13 protein-coding genes are annotated in these 20,786 nt (G+C 46.7%); 10 read left to right on the top strand and 3 right to left on the bottom strand.

The window, feature by feature from the left end; all coding sequences use genetic code 11:
* Positions 1-120 precede the first annotated feature (120 nt).
* Positions 121-1,884 carry a hypothetical protein gene (locus JMI88_RS21650; protein WP_201364054.1) on the top strand — a complete coding sequence of 588 codons (1,764 nt, stop codon included), beginning with the start codon at positions 121-123 and terminating at the stop codon, positions 1,882-1,884.
* A gap of 146 nt (positions 1,885-2,030) precedes the next feature.
* Positions 2,031-3,344 carry an RNA-guided endonuclease InsQ/TnpB family protein gene (locus JMI88_RS21645; protein ID WP_201364112.1) on the top strand — a complete coding sequence of 438 codons (1,314 nt, stop codon included), beginning with the start codon at positions 2,031-2,033 and terminating at the stop codon, positions 3,342-3,344.
* 152 nt (positions 3,345-3,496) lie between these two features.
* Here JMI88_RS21645 and JMI88_RS21640 read toward each other — a convergent pair whose 3' ends face one another.
* Both JMI88_RS21640 and JMI88_RS21635 read right to left on the bottom strand, forming a co-directional pair.
* Positions 3,497-3,652 carry a DUF5679 domain-containing protein gene (locus JMI88_RS21640; RefSeq protein WP_201364053.1) on the bottom strand — a complete coding sequence of 52 codons (156 nt, stop codon included), beginning with the start codon at positions 3,650-3,652 and terminating at the stop codon, positions 3,497-3,499.
* A gap of 351 nt (positions 3,653-4,003) precedes the next feature.
* On the bottom strand, positions 4,004-5,428 hold the full coding sequence (locus tag JMI88_RS21635; protein WP_201364052.1) for an MFS transporter: 1,425 nt from the start codon (positions 5,426-5,428) through the stop codon (positions 4,004-4,006).
* Positions 5,429-5,817: 389 nt separating this feature from the next.
* Here JMI88_RS21635 and JMI88_RS21630 point away from each other — a divergent pair, with 389 nt between their 5' ends.
* From JMI88_RS21630 to JMI88_RS21600, 7 genes are all read left to right on the top strand, one after another.
* Positions 5,818-7,113 (top strand): acyl-CoA thioesterase/bile acid-CoA:amino acid N-acyltransferase family protein, encoded by a 1,296-nt coding sequence (locus JMI88_RS21630; RefSeq protein ID WP_201364051.1) that lies wholly within the window; start codon positions 5,818-5,820, stop codon positions 7,111-7,113.
* A gap of 248 nt (positions 7,114-7,361) precedes the next feature.
* Positions 7,362-8,642 carry a hypothetical protein gene (locus JMI88_RS21625; protein WP_201364050.1) on the top strand — a complete coding sequence of 427 codons (1,281 nt, stop codon included), beginning with the start codon at positions 7,362-7,364 and terminating at the stop codon, positions 8,640-8,642.
* 1,748 nt (positions 8,643-10,390) lie between these two features.
* Positions 10,391-12,550, top strand: coding sequence for a hypothetical protein (locus tag JMI88_RS21620; RefSeq protein WP_201364049.1), 2,160 nt, complete (start codon positions 10,391-10,393; stop codon positions 12,548-12,550).
* Between the two features lie 400 nt (positions 12,551-12,950).
* The gene (locus JMI88_RS21615) at positions 12,951-13,238 is read left to right on the top strand and encodes a hypothetical protein (RefSeq protein ID WP_201364048.1); all 288 of its coding nucleotides are present in this window, start codon (positions 12,951-12,953) and stop codon (positions 13,236-13,238) included.
* Positions 13,239-14,378: 1,140 nt separating this feature from the next.
* Entirely contained in the window at positions 14,379-16,244 is a 1,866-nt protein-coding gene (gene ltrA / locus JMI88_RS21610) for a group II intron reverse transcriptase/maturase (protein WP_201364047.1), read from the top strand.
* Positions 16,234-17,073, top strand: coding sequence for a ParA family protein (locus JMI88_RS21605; protein WP_201364046.1), 840 nt, complete (start codon positions 16,234-16,236; stop codon positions 17,071-17,073). The genes ltrA and JMI88_RS21605 overlap by 11 nt, the downstream gene beginning before the upstream one ends.
* Positions 17,057-17,764 carry a ribbon-helix-helix domain-containing protein gene (locus tag JMI88_RS21600; RefSeq protein ID WP_201364045.1) on the top strand — a complete coding sequence of 236 codons (708 nt, stop codon included), beginning with the start codon at positions 17,057-17,059 and terminating at the stop codon, positions 17,762-17,764. The genes JMI88_RS21605 and JMI88_RS21600 overlap by 17 nt, the downstream gene beginning before the upstream one ends.
* 255 nt (positions 17,765-18,019) lie before the next feature.
* Here the strand turns inward: JMI88_RS21600 and JMI88_RS21595 are convergent, their stop codons facing one another.
* Positions 18,020-19,258 (bottom strand): hypothetical protein, encoded by a 1,239-nt coding sequence (locus tag JMI88_RS21595; protein WP_201364044.1) that lies wholly within the window; start codon positions 19,256-19,258, stop codon positions 18,020-18,022.
* A 658-nt stretch (positions 19,259-19,916) separates the two neighbouring features.
* On the opposite strand from JMI88_RS21595, the gene JMI88_RS21590 reads away from it, so the two are divergent.
* Complete coding sequence (locus tag JMI88_RS21590) at positions 19,917-20,768, top strand: nucleotidyltransferase domain-containing protein (RefSeq protein ID WP_201364043.1); 852 nt, start codon at positions 19,917-19,919, stop codon at positions 20,766-20,768.
* Positions 20,769-20,786: the final 18 nt, after the last annotated feature.

Genomic DNA, 20,786 nt, shown 5'->3' with positions numbered 1-20,786 from the left:
CAAACAACAGCTTAGACATAAGAGCAGACAAGCGGTTGTCCATAAGTAACCTGATACAAAGTCAGGAAACTATAGCAACCGAAGAAGTCGATTTTTTAAGTCGAAAAGAGGTTTTAGACCGTGCAAACACTGACCAGACCGAAGCGTAGCGTGGGACCAGAAGCCCTCAAGCGTAAACGTCAAAGGCGTTTCTCGCCATTGATGCTGATCGGAGCCAGCGTGCCCCTGATCGTCATCTTAGTAGCAGGCATTATCATCATCGTCCCACGTCTCAATTCACACGCAGCCGACGCCAATGCAGACTGCTCACTCATCGTGCCGCCAAATCCACTCAGCGCAAAAGGATTGGCCACGCCTTATCAACTGGTTGCTACTGATCCCAATGCGGGACCTTGCAATGAAGCTAACGTCGGACAGGCTGCCTTTGTACAGGGTGCGATCATTGATCCTGCAACCGGAAAAATATCTATCTACAATCCATTAGTCATTGATAAAGGGACCCAGCCTGCCGCGCAACCGGTTGTACCCACGCTACCAGCTAACGCAGTAGTTGGCCTCTGGTTTGGCTTCAACGGTAACAATCTGACCTTAAAAAATCACAACAATAGCCTGGACATGGGGCGCTGTACCAATGGAGCTAACGATTCTATCTTCGGGCAATTCGCCTACTGCAATGCCCGAGCCTTCTTCGCGGCGGCCAATCTGGCTATTCGTCGAGGACAGCTCACGCCACCAGCACTGGGAACAGCCGCCGATGGCATGCCATGTCCTACAGTTCGTGACTTCAGTGTCATCGACATGGACCAGAGCGACAACGTCACCACCACCTATCTTGTCACCGGCAATGGTATTGCTCAGAACACAGCGGCCAACGCAGCAGCGCTGCAAAACGCACAGGCCCAGACCAACGCCAGCGACAACCGCCTGTTATCTGTAGCACTTGATGGAGCACTCAATTGTCAATCATGGATGGCTCCCGACCTGGCAGACAACGGCAAAATGGTACCTGCACTACCACTGAATGAATTGCAGGCAGCAGCTCGCCAGGCGGCCCCTATGGCAGTTGTTCCGATGGGAGACCCAATGGTTCTCAACAACAACAATCCTGATCCTAATAAAGTCAACCTGTATCGCCGTGGCGTCGACCAGGATCCAATAGGCAGAGCTGACAACGGCAACACCAAAACCTACTGTAAAAACTTTCTCAATATCGCCCCAACACGCATTCAACTGGATGCCCAATTTACAAAGAATCGACCATCGCCTGATCCAGCAGCGGCTAACTCGCTATTCACCTTCCTGGCACAACGCTTCAACGCAGCTTTCGGTGACGGCGGCTTGAATTGCGCAAAATTACTCAACATGCAAAGTCCAATTCAAGTTACTACCGATGGCAACGGTGTCGCCACCGACGCAACCATCAATCTGGGCAATGGCAATAACGGTGGTAACAACGGCGGTAATGGTGGTAACGCGTCAGCGCCAAATTGTTCGGTCAATGGTACCGTTATCAACGGCTGCACAGGCACCACAACCATTAACAATCAAAGCTGTCAGGTAGCCTTTGACAAGGCTAACAATCAGGTTAATTTTAACTGTGGCGGAGCACAAAATCAGCCTGATCAGGGCCAGCAAACGCCGGTGCCACAGGGTCAACCAACCCCAACACCGCAGGATCAGCCAACCCCAACGCCTCAAGGGCAGCAGAATCAGCCCGGTCAGGCTCAGCCAACGCCGACTGCGGTTCAGACACCAACAGCTCAAAGTACACAAACCCAGAGCCTGCAGGTTCCAACAACTCAAGGCTCGCAAGATCAAACCCAGCAAAATATCACGGGATATCCCTTTAACACCGACTGCAGGTACCACAACCAGCAGACATAAATAAACACTCAACAAACCGCCGCAGGAGTCCCCTGCCTTTGAGGCATGGGGAGGAATGCGGCGTTCCTTGTTGGAGGAGAGAAGAGGGGCAGATTTACACAAGGAAGGTATTGACAGGGATGGGTGCATGTGGTACATTTGTTCGCATGAAACAGACCATCACGGCCAAACTCAAACTGCAGACCACTCCCACCCAGTTCGCCGCCTTGCGCGCGACCCAACTGGCCTATCGTGATGCCTTGAACCACGTGAGCCGCTACAGCTTTGCGCATGGGAAGACCAGCAATCGGCGCGCCTTGCAGCAGGCGTGCTACCATGACCTCCGCCTGCTGTTTGGCTTGCCCGCCCAGATGGCCTGTAATGTCCCCCGCCAGGTGGGGGCCACCTACCAAACGCTCTGGACCAAAGCCAAGCAGAATGCCCAGGCCCGCAAAGCCGGCTGGACCAGGAAACGCTACAAGGGTCTCGATCAGCCGCCGAAGTATGTCTCGCCAACCCTGACCTACAACTATCGGCGCGACTACTCCTTCAAGAAAGAGCAGCAGGTCAGCATTCTGACCCTCCAGGGGCGAGTCGTGCTCCCCTACCGCGGCTACGAGAGGCATGTGGCCCTCATCGGGCAAGGTGCGGTCATCGGAGCTGCCAAGCTCTGGTATGACAAGCCACGCAAGCAGTTCTACCTGCTGGTCTCCCTTGAACTGCAGGTGGCCGATCCCACGCCCCAGACCCATTCCAGGGTCGTTGGCGTGGACGTCGGTCAGCGCTACCTGGCTGTGACGGCCACTCCCACCGGGCACGCCTCCTTTTTCCCCGGCAAACAGATTCGAGCCAAAGCGGATCATGATGCACGCCTGAGAAAGCGGTTGCAACAGAAAGGCACTCGTTCCGCCACGCGACGCCTGCTCGCCATCAGCGGACGAGAGAGACGGTTGAAACACGACCGCAACCACCTCATCAGCCGGCGCATCGTGGATGCCCACCCGCAGAGCCTTATTGGCCTGGAAGAGCTGACCCACATTCGTGAACGCACCAGGCGCAAGCGAGGCAAGAAGGCGAGCAAGAAGCAGCGGCGGGCCAACCGTCATGCCTCCTCCTGGGCGTTCGCCGAGTTGCATGGCTACATCGGCTATAAGGCGCTGCTTTCAGGGAGTCTGGCCATCAAGGTGGACGCCTTCCACACCAGTCAGGCGTGTCCCAGATGTGGCCATACCGCTGAGGACAACCGCCCCAACAAGGGGCTGCTGTTTGTGTGTCAGCAGTGTGGGTATCGGCTCCATGCGGATCTGATCGGAGCCAGAAATGTGGTGCTGCGGACGTTGCTCACCCGGCAGGACTGGGTAAGTACGGGGATGTTGTCGGTATCCCCTGATGTGTCGTGCGAGGAAGCCAAAGCACGAAGGCGGCAACGCTATCGTGACTTGCGGTGGAGCACAGACACAAGCCTCCGCCTTCAGGCGTGAGGTCACTGACAATTAACTAGACAGTAGCAAAGACTCCTCTGCTTTCTCAAGAGATTTCAAAGGCAGAGGAGTCTTTTTTACTGCAAATGAACAAAGGAAAAAATAAGTCCCACACTCAAAAAGAGCAATGGGACTGGAGGGTCTGATAAGCTTTACGCTTTCTGACTGGAAAGGATTCGGGTCAGCTTGGTACCGCAGACTACGCATGTTCCCTGCAATGCAGGCTTGCCATTCTTCATCGTAATCTGGTGGGCCTCTTTCATGTCGCGTTTTTCTTTACACTTAACGCAATATGCGATATCTGCCATTAGCTATATCTCCTCACTAATAATCTTGAAGATTTCTGGTCTGCATGAGCCTAATGTTAAGAGGCAGTCATGCACTTCTCTTGTTGTAACGGTTCACAACCGCAACGAGACTCACTTGCAGGATTTTAACATCCCAAATGGACAAAATAATGCGCGGCGGAAGCCATTTAAGAACGCATCAAGTTGCCACAAATTGTGAAACTTCACCTGGCTATTCGGGCAACTGTAAACCAAAAGGTAAATAGTGCACTAGATCTAATTATACTCCTGGCCTACAGATTTTCAACAAGCAAGCTATTCAGCAAAAACAAAACAGCCAATCAGTACCATTAGATATGGTAGTATACCATATCAAGCAAGATCATGGCACCGCACACGCATATAGAGGACACTGATTAAAGACAGGATACCCAGAATAACAGAGAAACTCATCAACCCATAGAAGCCAGCCAGATCCACAGCTAGACCTCCAATGGAAGCACCAATGAATTGTCCAAGGCCAAGAACAACGGAATAGAGGCCCATTACAGCACCACGCTTCCCTGCCATACGCTCTGAAATCGACGCCATCTGCGTAAGCGATGCGGGCGTAAAGCCACTGAGCAGCAATACCCCCAACATCACCAGCGGCAACAAAATCCACAGCGCAGTCCACGCACTACTGGTCAGTGCAGAAAGATTTTCACCCAGGCCGTTAATAATAGTGAGGGCAATCACACACACCCCCAGACCGACCAGACCAATGATCATCACAGTCGTACGGCGCAAACGCGGCAAAATCAACATCCAGACTCCCATACCAGCCAGGAAGAATAGCCCAAAGCCACCCAAAGCCAGGGTTGCAATATCTTTACCAAAACCACCATACAACAACTGGTGAGGATGGCGTAGATCCGCGGCCGGATTGGGATAGGTCAGCATAATTACAAGCAACGTAATCCAGGCGCCAACCAGCGTATTGACAGAAAGCCAGGCAGGCAAAAACGTGAAAATATATTTATTACGCAGCAATTTTACGCTTTCCATGAGTGAACCATGGCTCTTAGACTGCTGGGGCCGATGATGGCTCTCTTTGATAAGGAAAACGACAATCAGCAAATTCAGCACATGCAAGCCAATCACTACCAGAAAACCCCAATAACCCAGCCACTTACTGAGCTGGCCACCACATGGAATCCCCAGAGCCAGGCCTCCCACTGTGGCAACTTCAAAGGCAGTCATCACCCGGGCACGTAACCGGGCAGAGCCCACAGTCATATCTGTAATAAATCCCAGACAGGCAGGGGCATTCAGCGCCGTCATAGCTCCTTCTAGTAAGCGGCCACAAAGAATAAACAAGAGAAGCAACAACAAATGTGCATCTATATGAGAAGCATCCGGCCGAGGAGAAAAACAGGCAGCCAGCAAAAGACAGCAAGACGCTAAGGCTCCCATAACAGGGGCAAACAACAAGAACGGTTTCCGCCCTAGTCGATCAGATAGACTACCCGCGATTGGAGCTAATGCCAGCTCACTGATATAGAATGCCTCCAGCACCAGGGCAACCAGAGTGGCGGAGGAAAAATGTTCACCCAGATAAAAACCAAGCAAGACAAAACTGAGGCGACTGGCAGCACGTAAAAGAAAAGCTGAGCAGATATTTGAACCAATAGATAGGTAAGAAGGACGGCTATAAGATATGGGGACAACAGCATACCCCTGTAACGATGAAGAACGATGAGAAGGAGAAGCTGCTTGCTCAATTGTATTATCTTTATGAAGAATATTTTGCTTCATATAATCCTTCCACCTGATTCACTTATTCACCAACAGTTTGGTGCTTATTATAATTATATCCATAAGCAATGATAAAATAAGTATGCCATAACATAGTCTCAAAAAGTCGTAAAGTTGTCTTCCTGTTAACAACATATGTTACAACGACAGACATAGCCCAATAACCACATCTATTATTGGTTATAATTGACCAGGATATCATTTTCGGTGTAGAGTGCAGCAAGCAAAAACTATAAGAAGTTTTCAAGATTATGAGATAAGTAGATGATAGGCTATCTCAACGTTTATTTCCCATACGAACCACAATAAAAGGTATAACTGAAGTAGGCCCTGGCTTATATATCATCGCTTTCATCATAAACCCACACCAGAAAAGGTAGCATCTAAACATGAATAGAATAGCAGCAGATAAACATACCGAGATGCGTATCGAACCGCTACAAGCACAAATCGATCAGAAAATAGACATCCAGCTAAGCCATTTAGCGCCACGACAAGACGTAACAATCACAGCAGCAACACAAGACGATAATGGGATCACCTGGCAAGCCACAGCCACCTTTCGAGCCAACGAAAAAGGAGCAATCCAGGTAGCCAATCAACGTCCTCTCAAAGGCACCTACCTGCAGAACCATCCTATGGGACTCATCTGGTCCATGTACCCCAGGGTTGATGAACAGAACCAAACCCTGTTCGTCAAAAAAGATTTGCAACCTTTAAACATCTATTTCAACGCAGAGATACCAGGATATTCAAGCATCGAAATTGTCCACAAACGCACATTCTTAGCACCTGACATCAAAATAGAGTCGATCCAGGAGCAGGGATTGATTGGAACCTTTTATACTCCCGAAGCTGGCGGCCCGTATCCAGGTATTATCCTGCTCAGCGGCTCCAGTGGAACCAGCAAAGATCAAGAAGCGGCCCTGCTCGCGGCCCATGGATACAATACGCTTGCTTTAACTTACTTTGGTGTTGCGCCACTACCAGCTAGCCTGCAAGAAATTCCTCTAGAATATTTTAAAAAAGCCATAGACTGGCTACGAGCCCGACCATCAGTACAAACAACTCAGGTAGTCATCATAGGCCTATCCAAAGGTGCTGAAGCAGCCTTACTAGTCGCAGCCACGTTTCCTGAGATCAACGCCGTCATCGCCTATGCTCCCAGTGCATTAATTCATCAAGGGCTTGGAGCAACCTCTGAAGATAGTAGAGAACGCTCATCCTGGACCTATCGTGGGAAACAATTGCCTTTTATACCCTATCGACCTTCTATAGCTTTTCAGGAGTATATTCTCAGACAACGCCAGGCTCAATTGCCAGTTGCTTTTCGACGCGCCTATATGGAAAGCCTGCAAAATCAGCAATATCTTATGCCTGCCATGATAGCAGTTGAAAAAATCAGAGGACCCGTTCTGATCATTTCAGGGCAAGAAGACCAGATGTGGCCATCAACTCTATTTGGAGATATGATTGACGAGCGCCTGAGCAAGCATCATCATCCCTATTTCCATCAGCATATCAGCTATGCAGAGGCCGGACACAAAATTGGCTATCCATATTTGCCTACAACCATTAATCAGGCGCGCGGAAACGCCTATGGAGGAACGCCAGCAGGAAATGCCTATGCCGCTGAACACTCCTGGCAGGCAGTACTCACCTTTCTGGCCAGGATATTCTCTTAGAGAAAAGTTTTTTTGAAAGTGAGCAGACACTTCACAAGAATCATACAATATGCTACCCTTACCCACAAAGCACAAATATAGGCAAAAAATAATAGCAGTCTTTATAAATCATTCGTACGCTACTATATCAGAGGGGCACACAAAAGAACGCGAAACCGCCCGGTACAATAATAATAGGACCAGCCCCTTTCGCAAGCATATAAAAATTTGTGTTAATTTTACACCAAGTATCCTGAAGGGGATTTCTGATGGAAAAACATCAACAGCAGGAACTCAATCTTGTTCCAACTGAAGAAACCGAATCATTCATCACTGAAGAAATCGAAAGCGACAGCGAACTCTCAACTCTTCTTGATCAGACCCTTGCAGGTATCACTGATTATATGACCGAGGAAGAGGCCACAGAGTATATTGCGCGTATTCTGGATGGCGTGGAAATCGAGAGTGAAAATACACTCTTCGAGAATGTTACTCCATATATTCCAGAAAATATCAAAGTTACTAACTATCGGCCAGACCAGGCGGTGCGTGAAGCATCATTAGCCCAGAAGAGCATGTGGAAGCCAGGAGACGGGGAAATATCATATCTAGCTTCAAATACACTGGAAGTATATCTAGGAACGCCTGAGCGACCATTGGAAATCCCACAGGCACTTAAACAAATTCGCCAACTTAGTGAAAGCACAGTACTGACTGCGCGTATTGTACTGGGGTTATGGAATATTCGCCGCCACAATGATCGTGTCTCAAAAAATGGCAGCGTAGCGATCTTATTAGAAGAAATTTTGCAATGGCAGGGTGTACAAAAGCATAGCCGGGTTGCCCATCCTGGCGCGAACAAACGCTATACAGATGGCTATCGTACCGAGCAGAAGCAACGTGTCCTCCAGGATCTGGCCCTCTTAGCCTCTTGTAATGTACGAGGAAACTGCACCATCACCGTCAAAGGAAAGTTAGTCTCGATCCAGGTGGATGGTACGTACATGCGCTATTCAGTTGTCAGTCGTAAGACGCTGCTCAATGAAAGAATCATTGTTGGCTTTCTGGTATCACCGGGCGACTGGATCAGCACTTATGAACAACATCAAAACTATTATCTGGCAGAAGTCGACACCCAAATCTTCAAGCTCAATCCTCAGAATGATCGTTATGCGTTGCGTATGGCCCTCTATCTAACTGAACGATGGCGTGAACAAGCCAAACAGGGCGATTTTAGTACGCCCCTCATGATGTCAGAATTATTGGCGGCCAGCATGATAGAAGTAGATGAACGACACATGACTTCACGCTTCGTACCACGTATAGAAGCCTCATTGGAGAAACTGGAAAAGATGGGGATTATTGGCAAGCAACAGTGTCTGACAGAGGTTGATAGAAATCAGACGCGCTGGAGTAAAGATTGGTTAGCCTCCCGTTGGGAAATCTTACCCCCGCTCAAACTCATTCAGGAGTACCAGGCCATGAATAATCCGTTGCGCAAACGCTTACGTAGCAAAACACGTACACGCGAACGTGAGCAAACACAATAGCGTCAAACTAAATCGGATTCATTCCCCACCTCATCAGCACCAGATTAAGCTCAATCACGGCCGATATCAAGACCATTAGCGCTATACCCCACCAGGGTATGGCGCATTTTTTATGTCGAGGCAGTTAGATTCCCCACCGGGGTCCGGTGCAAATCAGATTCATAAAGCTACAGCATCCCCACCAGGGTATGGCGCAAATATATGCCAATATAGAAAAGCGTCCCCACCAGGGTTCGGAGAATCTATGTCTAAAAACAACAACATTACCCCCACCAGGGTCCGGTGCATTTTTGGCTGCTGAGCCAGGCTTACCCCCACCAGGGTCCGGTGCATTTTTGATAAGTATTTGTCATTTATCCCCACCAGGGTGTGGCGCATTTTTAGTAGGTGTACTGCCACTTACCCCCACCAGGTTCCGGTGCATTTTTGATAAGTATTTGTCACTTAACCCCACCAGGGTCCGGTGCATTTTGACCTTGTCTTACATCCTCTAACCCCACCAGGGTTCGGTGCGTTTTTCAGCTGCTGAGCCAGGCTTAACCCCACCAGGGTCCGGTGCATTTCTACGCAAACATAAATCTGCATATTTGTATTTATCAACAAGATATTTCTGCGTAAAGGAGAACAAGGCCGTACATATATATAAGGACGCATCAGATTGCCACATATCAATAAACCCCACCGGAGTATGGCGCATTTTTCAAAAAGGTTTACTTCTGAAATCAGATCATTCCTTACTTCATCCACTATCGTCGTCAGGTAAAAAGACATAGTCCCTCAATCCGTACTTATATATAAGTAGGAAATTACAGCTGCCACATTACAAAACTAACCCCACCAGGGTCCGGTGCATTTTTAACCAGAGCAGATATAAAGAGGCTTCACAAATCCCAAGGGATAAGTAACATAACCCCACCAGGGTATGGAGCATTTTTGGTAGGCGTACTGTCACTTACCCCCACCAGGGTCCGGTGCATTTTTCCAGTCATCCATAATCCAGAACCCCACCAGGGTTCGGTGCATTTTGACCTTGTCTTATATCCTCTAACCCCACCAGGGTCCGGTGCATTTTTCAACTGCTGAGGCAGGCTTAACCCCACCAGGGTCCGGTGCATTTTTCTGATAAAACAGGAAAATTACCCCACCAGGGTATGGCGCATCAAACCTCACAAAAACCTCACACACACCCCACCAGGGTTCGGCGCAAATTCTACTGATTGTGATAAAAAAACAATGACGATGCTAAATGATTTGTATAACACAGAAGACAATTAAATTGAAAAAAATCGATTTTTACATATGTCAACAAAAGCCTGTATACATGAATAAAAACCTGAAAATGGAATATAAAGATGCAAAGTCAGAGCAACAAACGGCAAAACAAGGGAGCAAATACACTAACGATCGATGTTTATACCAGAAGTACTGTGCTCAAGAATGCAATCCCCACCAGGGTTAGGAGAAAACCCCACCAGGGTTAGGAGAAAACCCCACCATTGTTAGGTGCATTTTTGAGCGTAAAACCATCTGAGTAATAAGTAATTACTAGATGACACTCCCACTAGTAAAATACGATTTAGCAAGGTACTATGTACATCACAACTTGAAGTGCGCGCACCAAAGTGAATACACAATAGGTTTACATAGAATTTTAGCCTCTGTACTGAGTGGGGGGAAAACAATATTTTTGTAACGGTTTCTTTCCAATCAGACAAGCAAACAATAAAGGCAAATATGAAGGAAAAAATGTGGAAGGCGTAGGAAATATGGGGGGTATTACAAGCGAATATATCAATTTCATGGCACCAAAATTTGTCAGCGAGGAAGCGGAAACGTATATGCAGCAAAGTATGTTAGAAATTCAGAAAGAGCAGAGCCAGAGTGACAACAACCCCTGGAAAATGCTGTCTACAAATGCTGCCCAAATCAAGGACTACGAGCAAGTAGATCCATACACACTAGATATTATTGCCAAATTATTTCCAAGTGGTGGCCTCGAATTCCTCGCCCTGATATTGCGCCATGCAACGATCAAACAAGCTACACTGCCAGAAGTGGGAAAAATTGGAGAATATGTTGCAATTATCAGCACACGCACCCTGCGTACACTGGCCAGCACAATCAAATGGGGATATGACACTACCCACAAATATGTCACTGTTTTCTGTGCTTTGAATTTGATACGCAAAATCAAGCACCACAAAGAGCTGCAAATCATTTTTCCACTGGGAAAATATCAGCCACCACAGAATTTACATGCGATCGATAGCTTGATCACCAAGAGCCGTCCAAAGGTTCAGCAATTCACCAGGAAGGTCAAAGAACGCTTTCTAAGTCTCAATCTGCTATCTTCACTGCATCCGCACCCAAATGAGGCTCTAGCGCTCTCTAAATGCGATCCAAAGCTACAGCAAACATTCATTGATCCTATGTTAGAAATTATCAAATCAGAGGGAATAGATCCGGCAAAGGGACAGCATATTGTATTTCGCCTGGTAAGTGAAGTACTGGGGAAATTACTTTTTCCCAAATTGTTTACGGCAATAGCAGAACAGCAGAATCCTACCATGACAACGATCGAGACACAGGCAGACACTTACCATTACCAAAACTCAACAAACATAGAGCAACAGCTCTACAATCAGCCTGAGTCTACCAGGTCTACCAATATTCAGGCAAAAGTAAGACCGAATCAGCAAAAAGTCTACCTTGAGGGTAGACTTTCTCCAGAAAACAAAACAAATTCGCAAGAAAAGTCTACTAAATTAGAAAAGTATCCTGTTACAGAACAAAAAGTCTACCCTCAGCAGCAAAAAGAGTCTACTTTGCGACCATTAGCGGTAGACTCTGTGCTCGAATTGTTATATACCTATAGTGATTTACTGGATGATCCAACGGTAGACTGGGAACAGATGGGTCTACCTAAAGATTTTTTTGAGGACCTCTATGCTCAGATATATACTTACTATACCCGTATGCACAATAAAGGACTACTTGTGAATACAAGAGGGCATATGTGGCGATCGGTTGAGGTCAGTATCATCAAAAAACTAGCTACTACCTATGGTGTAGATGGTATAGCAGCTTGCACATATATTTTCCAATGCACAGGACGCGAGTATCAGCCACCAGTAGTTCAGCCAGTAAAAGTCTACCCGACAGAGGCTCCTCAGCCAAAAAAGCGGCCTTCACGAGATCAATTGCCGGAAGACTGGTATCAGCCACCAGATAACCGCGATGAGCAAGAGGTAGACTTGCAGCAGCAAAAAGTAGACTTGCAAATGACCACGGTAGACGCAGCACCCCAAAAGTCTACCGCACAAAAGACTTTTTCGGACAGCTGCAAAGTTGAGTATCTTGCGAACAACCAGCAAATCGAAAAATCTACCAGCGCGGTAGACTTTTCAAAAACCGACAGCGAAAAATCCAAAAAAGTCTTACGCATGCCAGTGCAGCTAGACTTAGAAATCTATGGCGAAGAATTTTATAACGTAATACGTAAACGTAATATAAATATATTATTTAATAATATATATAATAACGTTACGTTACGTAGTAAAGCAGCTAAATTCTTAGCACGGCTATTTGACAATAAAGATAGTGAAAAAGTTTGTAAGCTGAATGAGAATCTCTTGAAGAAATACAAACCAGAAGTTATCACTACAGCTTTTATTGATACCATATTGTCCATGCATGAACCTGGCTATGACTCACTTCAAAATCCGGGAGCTTACTTCACTTCTCGTTGCAAGTACTACCAAAACCAGGAAGCCGATGAGGAGACGCAGCACCTTGTTAAATTCTATTCCAGCATGAATTACGATGAGTTAGTAGCTGAAATGAAAATAGTAATCGACAGTGAAAAGAAACTGCGGACTAAAACCTATCGTGGTAAGACACAGTTCTGATCTTCTCCTGGCTCGTGTTTTCGTTTGATAGCGCTTTAATTGCTATTGCATTCCCGGTGCATCCCATCCCTATTAATTTATATCGACCACAAAAGGCTAAATTCAAATTTGTAATACAAGGTTTACTGAGAGGCGTGCCAGTGGGCATTAGAACGAGAAAACTAGTAGTGAGTGCTAAAAATCTTGCAAAGCCATTTCCTGAGCCTCTCAGCGTTAAATAGAGCTAAAGGGATAGGTTTGCCTTATCCCTGAAATATTTCGCTAGCATCACTGAATACGGCAATTCGCATGATTATTAACCTCTCTGGTTTTTTATCTTCTTCTCGTGTATATTATTTTCTACAATAAAATGGATCTTGATCCATTTTATTGTAGAAAATAGTATTAGGATGGTAGAGTAATGACTGAATCGTCAGAACTTGATTGGCTGGAAACATTAAGTAGCATGTGTGTCGTCCAAGAGGCAGCCAGGTTGCTTGGAGTGAAAACTAACCGCGTTCATGCCATGATCGAGGACGAAATGCTTCCCTCTCGTCTTGCCTCGGTAGAAGAGATTGCGCAGCTGCTATCCAGCAAACGTATCAAAGGCGTACCTGGATCTGGTATTCGACTCATCCCTCAGTCTGCGGTTGCGGCCGCCGTTGGACGCCGCAAAAGAGGCTGGCCAAAGGGTGTCGCACGCCATTAAGCCGGAAAAAAGATTCCAGCTTTGCTTGCAATTAAACCTCGTATACGTGTACATCTACGTATACGTGTACGTATACGTAGATGTACACGTATACGTAATTTGAGCTCAAATAAGTCCAAAAATGAGCTTCTAATGCCACAAAAAGCCTTTTATCAGTCCGCTAGTGTGTGTTACAATGCAAGAGCCTATGCGTCTTTTATTGTAGAGAGCGCACGTATACGTGTACGTGTACATCTACGTATACGTACATTTTGAAACGCCGAAGACAAACAATTACTTTATTTCAAGAGACAAACCGTTCCTTATATATAGGGATGGTCTTGTTATGAAGATGGTAAGGGCAGACACAATACAGAGCATATCCTGGGAGCAACATTGTGAAGGTATAAACATTCCCCCTATATATAAGGAACAGTTTTCTTCAGATGGATGCTCGCAAAAGGAGCCAGGTAACCGGCAAAAGCCTTTCGCAAAAATAAAGGAAGAAGGCTTTTAACCGTGATCGTGAGAGAAGGATCACGTTATTTGAAAGGGATAAACAAAAAATCATGACAAGAATTTTCGCACTTTGCAATAACAAAGGCGGAGTCACCGTGCGTCCGTAAGGCGCTTTTTGCACTGCCCCCAAGGGGGCCACGAGTGGAGAGAACCCGTGTGATCGACGAGCTTACCAGAGATGGAAACATCACAAGGGAACATAGCATGCTCGTAACGCATCGAGCCTGGAAGTCAGCCTACAGGCGGCGATGCAAGATCAAGAAGTGGCATGGCTAAAGCTGCATTGCTTTAAACCCAGTTCCTTGGCCCTAACCCGCCGGGGTGCGCGAACGCTGATTGATACGCGCACAGAGGAGTTTACAGGAGTTATTCGTGACGACATCTGTACTCTCCAACATCCTCTCAGCGTACCAGAAAGTACGTCAAAGGAACGAACGGGAGCCTAAACCACTTGCAATGTGTAAAAAAGAAAGCTAAACGGAGATCACCTACGTCGGGATGCCAGTACATTCTGGCTATGGAGATAGCTCCTGAAAACTCGATATGGTGACGGAGCTTCCATAGTAGTCCGAGATGGGTAATAACCATTACATGGCGAAGGGAAGCAGGTCATTCAATTGATAGCACGCGGAGGTATGCGCAATGCAAGACGCCGAAGTGGTTCTGTCAATGCTAGGTCGAAAATCAACCGAAAACAGTGAGTTTGTTTTTGACAGGCTGTACAGAAACTTGTTCAATTCGGATTTTTACCAGCTGGCATATAGCAACATCTATGCCAGGGAAGGAAATATGACCCAGGGGATAGACGATAGCACTATCGATGGTTTCAACAAAGCCAGGGTAGAGAAGCTCATTGCACTACTCAGGCAGGAAACCTACTATCCAAAACCGGTCAGACGAACATACATTCCCAAAAAGAATGGTGGTCAGAGGCCGCTGGGGATACCTTCATTCGAAGACAAGCTCGTGCAAGAAGTCATCCGACTCCTGTTGCAAGCGATCTACGAACCGGTGTTTCAAGACACTTCTCATGGGTTTCGACCCAACCGAAGCTGTCATACAGCACTGACGCAGATCAAAACAACCTGTAAAGGAACGAATTGGGCCATTGAGGGAGACATCAAGGGATTCTTTGATACCATCAATCACAAGATACTCTTAAACCTTCTCTCTCGAAAAATCAGTGATGGAAGATTGCTCAACCTGATTGAGCGTTTTCTCAAAGCGGGATACATGGAATTTAAGCAGGTTCACAACACACTCACAGGAACCCCGCAAGGGGGAATTGTGAGTCCAATACTGGCAAACATCTACTTGCATGAGTTGGATCTGTTCATGAAAAAAATCTGTGAGCAGTCCACAACAGCAAAGAGAATCCGTAAAAGGTATCAGCCCTACCAAGAGTTGAACATGCAACGGTACTATGCCAGGAAAAACGGCGATCACGTGCGCGCTCAAACACTGCTCAGGCACATGCGAACCATGCCATCCATAGACCCACTCGACCGAGAGTATATCAGAGTCAATTACACGAGGTACGCAGACGATTTTGTGGTGATGATCAACGGCAGTAAGAGCTTAGCGGAACAGATATGGAAGGAAATTGGTGCGTTTCTCCAGCAGGACCTCCAGTTGGAATTAAGCATGGAGAAAACATTGATCACGAACGTATCTGACCAAAAAGTTCGCTTTCTCGGATACGAGATAGCCAAGACCCTGGAAAATACGGCTATCACAACGGATACCAGTGGCCGAAAAAAGCGGACTGCCAACGGGACAATACAACTGCTCGTACCAGGCGATGTAATAAGAGAAAAACTCAAGCCATTTGTGGCAAATGGAAAAGCAGTCCATCACAACGCCCGAATCAATGTTCCTGTACTCGACCTCCTCCAACAATACAATGCGGAGATACGAGGGCTCTACGAGTACTACAGCCTTGCAACAGACGTAAGCGCGAAAATGGGCAAGTTCAGGTACTATCACTACCACAGCCTGCTAAAGACAATCGCCCGTAAGGAAAAATGCTCGATAACAAAAGTCTTAGACAAATATGGCGTGAGCGTGAAAGTGAAACAAGGAACCGGCACCAGGAAAATCTTTGGAGTCGTATACGAAACCAAAGAAGGTCCAAAGACCATGACTTATTTCAATGAACCGCTGAAGAAAAAGGACAAACCACACGAGGGAAGAAATGCCAATGGCATCATTGAAACAGTCATCCCTCAGAGGCATCAAATTTTAGATAGGATGAATGCCGGAAAGTGCGAACTCTGTGAGCACGAATCAGCAGACCTGGCCGAATTTGAAGTCCATCACGTCAGAAAGCTCAAAGACATCAAGCAGAAGTACTCGAAACGGGGAAGCCATATACCCAACTGGGTATTGGCAATGAGCAGTCTGAATCGGAAAACTCTCGTGGCATGCAAATCGTGCCACGATGCAATCCACACAGGCACAAATGCTCACAGCATCAAGAAAGCTGTTAAGGGAAAAAATGAGAACTAGGAATGGCTGGAGAGCCGGATACACTGAAAGGTGTACGTCCGGTTCGGAGGGGGGTTCACGCAAACCTGCTGTAGCGATGCAGCAAGGCGGCGGGTTCCTACCCTACAAAACGACGACAGCCGTCAACCTTGGCTATGGCCTGGCGCGTGCTGGTAAGCGTGTGCTCGTAGTAGATACTGATGCTCAGAGTAATAGCACATACAGTCTGTTGGGAACGCTGGATCAAGAGCAAACATTATTTGATGTGCTAACGCAAGGTGCCAAACTGGCTGATATTATTGTGGAATCTGTCGGTCAAAAAGGATTATTTGTTGCTCCTAGCTCAATTAATTTGAGTGCTGCGGATCTGTTGATGGCATCTGCTCCTGGCCGTGAACATAAACTTGCTCGTGCCCTCAATCAGGTCAAAGAGAATTTTGATTATATCTTGATTGACACTCCTCCTAATCTAGGAGTGCTGACCGTAAATTCATTTATTGCTTGCACAGATGTTATAATTCCAATTGCTTTAACTACGTATGCTTTGATTGGTATCAGTATTCTTGAAACCACCATGCAAGAGCTACGCGAAAACCTGGACGTTTCCCTCCCGATTTTTGGTGTGGTGGCCAATTTGGATGACCATACACGGTTGAGCACAGATGTTTTGAGTGCTGTACGCGAGCATTTTGGTGATTTGGTATTTGACACGGTGATTCCGCGCAACATTAAAGTCGAGGAGGCACACAACCAGATTGCCTGCCTCTTTGATTATGCCCCCAACAGTACGGGAGCAATAGCATACTCAAAACTGGTAAAGGAGGTACTCCAGCGTGCCGAAGGAAACTAAGAAATTTATTAATCCCCTGCTTCGTCCCAGCCAGACTACCGATGCCAGGCCAGCTCAACAATCTCAACCAGACATAGTGGACGAGCCTGTAGAAGAGCCTTCGAGGGGAGCGTCATCAAGGAATTCAGAAACACGGCTTGAGCCGGCCTCGAAAGCGGAGCCGACTCAAACCGGGAGTACTCAACCTTCTGCAGCGTCCAGTGAGCCTGTTGGCAGACAAACGCGCTCCACTGAAAATGACAGTGGAAAGACGCTACCTGTGGAAGAGATTCCTGCCAGTGCGCGCCCTAGTGCGCGCCGCGGCTCAACAAGCGCCGCGACACCAGCTAAAACCGAATCGCAGGGCCGGGCCGCATCGCGCTCACGCGATGCCTCTACAAATATAGATGCTGCACTATATACAAGGAATAATTTTTCTGCCGAGCCTATAGATTTTTCATCCGAGGATAGTGCATTTGAGGAAACTTACGCGACCTACAATCCAACCGCCTCTTCAGAGGACAGCCGAGCGGCGGCCAGGCGCCGCCGCAGCTTGCAGCCCTTTGAAACTACTCATGAACGTATTACTCTCTGGATGGATAAGCAGTTAAAGCAGCGCTTTGAAGCACTGGCCTATCAGCGTGAATTGCCTAAAACTGCGCTGATTAATGAAGCTGTTAGCGCTCTGCTCGAAAAATATGAAGCCCATTAACCTCTCTATTTAAACAGAATCGCACAAAGCCATAAAATTTAGATCCCTACTGAAGGAACACCTGGCACTCCATATGTGCCAGGTGTTTTGTGTTTGCGCGACCGCCCATTGTCCAGCAAACATAGCGGTAACCAATGTCAGAAAAATTTGTTGTTAAAAACTATAAGAAAATCATTGATTGATTCGAATAAAGATTAAGGTTGACGCCCATCAATACAATCAGTGCGCTCTAAGCAAGTCAATATAATTATATATTCATATACGTAATCTCGTGGACCACCCCATCCCATTTTTGTACACGTACACGTACACGTACACGTACACGTAGACGTAGACGTACACGTACACGTAGACGTAGACGTAGACGTACACGTACACGTAGACGTAGACGTAGACGTACACGTACACGTACACGTACACGTACACGTACACGTACACGTACACGTACACGTACACGTACACGTACACGTACACGTACACGTACACGTACACGTACACGTAGACGTACACGTACACGTACACGTACACGTACACGTACACGTACACGTACACGTACACGTACACGTACACGTACACGTACACGTACACGTACACGTACACGTACACGTACACGTACACGTACACGTACACGTACACGTACACGTACACGTACACGTACACGTACACGTACACGTACACGTACACGTACACGTACACGTACACGTACACGTACACGTAGACGTACACGTACACGTACACGTACACGTACACGTACACGTACACGTACACGTACACGTACACGTACACGTACACGTACACGTACACGTACACGTACACGTACACGTACACGTACACGTACACGTACACGTACACGTACACGTACACGTACACGTACACGTACACGTACACGTACACGTACACGTACACGTACACGTACACGTACACGTACACGTACACGTACACGTACACGTACACGTACACGTACACGTACACGTACACGTACACGTACACGTACACGTACACGTACACGTACACGTACACGTACACGTACACGTACACGTACACGTACACGTACACGTACACGTACACGTAGACGTACACGTACACGTACACGTAGACGTACACGTACACGTACACGTACACGTAGACGTACACGTAGACGTACACGTACACGTACACGTAGACGTACACGTAGACGTACACGTACACGTACACGTACACGTAGACGTACACGTAGACGTACACGTACACGTACACGTAGACGTACACGTAGACGTACACGTACACGTACACGTAGACGTACACGTACACGTAGACGTACACGTAGACGTACACGTACACGTACACGTACACGTACACGTACACGTAGACGTACACGTACACGTAGACGTAGACGTACACGTAGACGTACACGTACACGTAGACGTACACGTACACGTACACGTACACGTAGACGTACACGTAGACGTACACGTACACGTACACGTACACGTACACGTAGACGTACACGTACACGTACACGTTGTCTTATAGACATCAGGCAGAAAAAATGACTACTCACAGCGAGAGGAATAACCTTTTGGGTTGGGCGATGTTCGATTAATTCACGTGTACGTATACGTATACGTGAATTTTTGTTGGATTTTGATGCAAATAAAAATTGGGATGGCAGTGATGATTACGATAAGGTCGCAATTTGCCATTCTAAAGCTGCTGGAGGGCTTTGGTCATGCAAAGATATATAAGTTTACCTTTTGGCTGAGTAAGGGCCTTTCCTGATCCTCTGAATCCGTTTTAGCTCAGGCATAGTATTCACATTTAAATGTTGTTTTTGATAGATCAGCAATTCACCTGTAGCGGTTTACCGTGCTAAGGTGAAAGTGAGCATGCAAACAACCATTGTAAAAGGTGATAATAAACTTTGTTTGACTATTCGTTGGGGAGTTAAAAAATTTCTATGGCTATCGTTGTTTTGCGTGAGCCAACGCATGTATACGTATACGTACACGTGTACGTATACGCGATTAAAACAGATTAGAATTTCCTATATACATATGGCGGAGAATATGCGACTGACTTTTATCGTCGGTGACGGACAATTTTTATGGCTTTATAAATATCATAAAAGTTGAATAAAAATCAGCGATTTAGTAATAGGGAAGGAATACATGATATGCAGCACGAAGCTTTGCTTAAATTTATAATTGAACAGGTGAAGCACATTAAAGGTGTAAAAGCCATTGTCCTGGGTGGATCATATGCGAATAATACACAGCGACCTGACTCAGATATTGATATTGGCCTGTATTACACAGAGGATCAACCTTTGGACGTTGAGGCGGTGCGCGCAGTAGCACGAACCCTCAATGATTTTACCGATCCTATTGTGACCGAGTTAGGTAGTTGGGGCACCTGGGTAAATGGAGGAGCCTGGCTGACTATTCAAAATCAGCGCGTTGATTTTCTCTATCGCAATCTGAATTTTGTAGCAGCTACCATTGATGATTGTTTGCACGGCAAGATTGTATCTGATTATTGGCAGCAGCCAGCCTATGGTTTTCACAGCTTTATGTATTGTACAGAAACATCTATTTGCCAGCCACTCTATGATCCAGAGCATGTAATCGAGCCTTTAAAGGCCAACGTTAGTTCTTATCCTTCACAGCTCCAGCGAGCAATCGTTAGAAATTTTCTCTGGAGCGCTAGATTTACTCTGGATAACATGCGCAAGCCAGCTAAGCGTGGGGAAGTATATATGACCATCGGCGGATTAGCACGAACTATTCACTGCCTGGTGCAGGTGCTATACGCCCTCAATAAAGTCTACTATTTGAGCGAGAAAAGGCTTGCGGCCGATATGGCGACATTTAGCATCAAGCCGGTTGATTTCCTTGAACGTATTACAGTTTTACTTGGCGCAACTGGCACTACTAGCGATCAGTTACAGAAATCAATCGCTGACGCGGAAGAATTATATAGGCAGGTTGATCGATTAGGAAACGATATTCTCAATCAAGCCGAGTAGAAAAGTTTTGCCTGTGGC

The organism is Dictyobacter formicarum, from assembly GCF_016587435.1.
The sequence above is the reverse complement of the archived record's forward strand: the minus strand, read 5'-3'. Positions and strand labels throughout refer to the sequence as shown.

What these genes read in the sequence shown, in the direction of transcription:
- JMI88_RS21645 (WP_201364112.1), top strand. Translation starts at nt 2,031, where the DNA reads ATGAAACAGACCATCACGGCCAAACTCAAACTGCAGACCACTCCCACC.
- ltrA (WP_201364047.1), top strand. Translation starts at nt 14,379, where the DNA reads ATGCAAGACGCCGAAGTGGTTCTGTCAATGCTAGGTCGAAAATCAACC.
- JMI88_RS21630 (WP_201364051.1), top strand. Translation starts at nt 5,818, where the DNA reads ATGAATAGAATAGCAGCAGATAAACATACCGAGATGCGTATCGAACCG.
- JMI88_RS21625 (WP_201364050.1), top strand. Translation starts at nt 7,362, where the DNA reads ATGGAAAAACATCAACAGCAGGAACTCAATCTTGTTCCAACTGAAGAA.
- JMI88_RS21640 (WP_201364053.1), bottom strand. Translation starts at nt 3,652, where the DNA reads ATGGCAGATATCGCATATTGCGTTAAGTGTAAAGAAAAACGCGACATG.
- JMI88_RS21590 (WP_201364043.1), top strand. Translation starts at nt 19,917, where the DNA reads ATGCAGCACGAAGCTTTGCTTAAATTTATAATTGAACAGGTGAAGCAC.
- JMI88_RS21605 (WP_201364046.1), top strand. Translation starts at nt 16,234, where the DNA reads ATGAGAACTAGGAATGGCTGGAGAGCCGGATACACTGAAAGGTGTACG.
- JMI88_RS21615 (WP_201364048.1), top strand. Translation starts at nt 12,951, where the DNA reads ATGACTGAATCGTCAGAACTTGATTGGCTGGAAACATTAAGTAGCATG.
- JMI88_RS21635 (WP_201364052.1), bottom strand. Translation starts at nt 5,428, where the DNA reads ATGAAGCAAAATATTCTTCATAAAGATAATACAATTGAGCAAGCAGCT.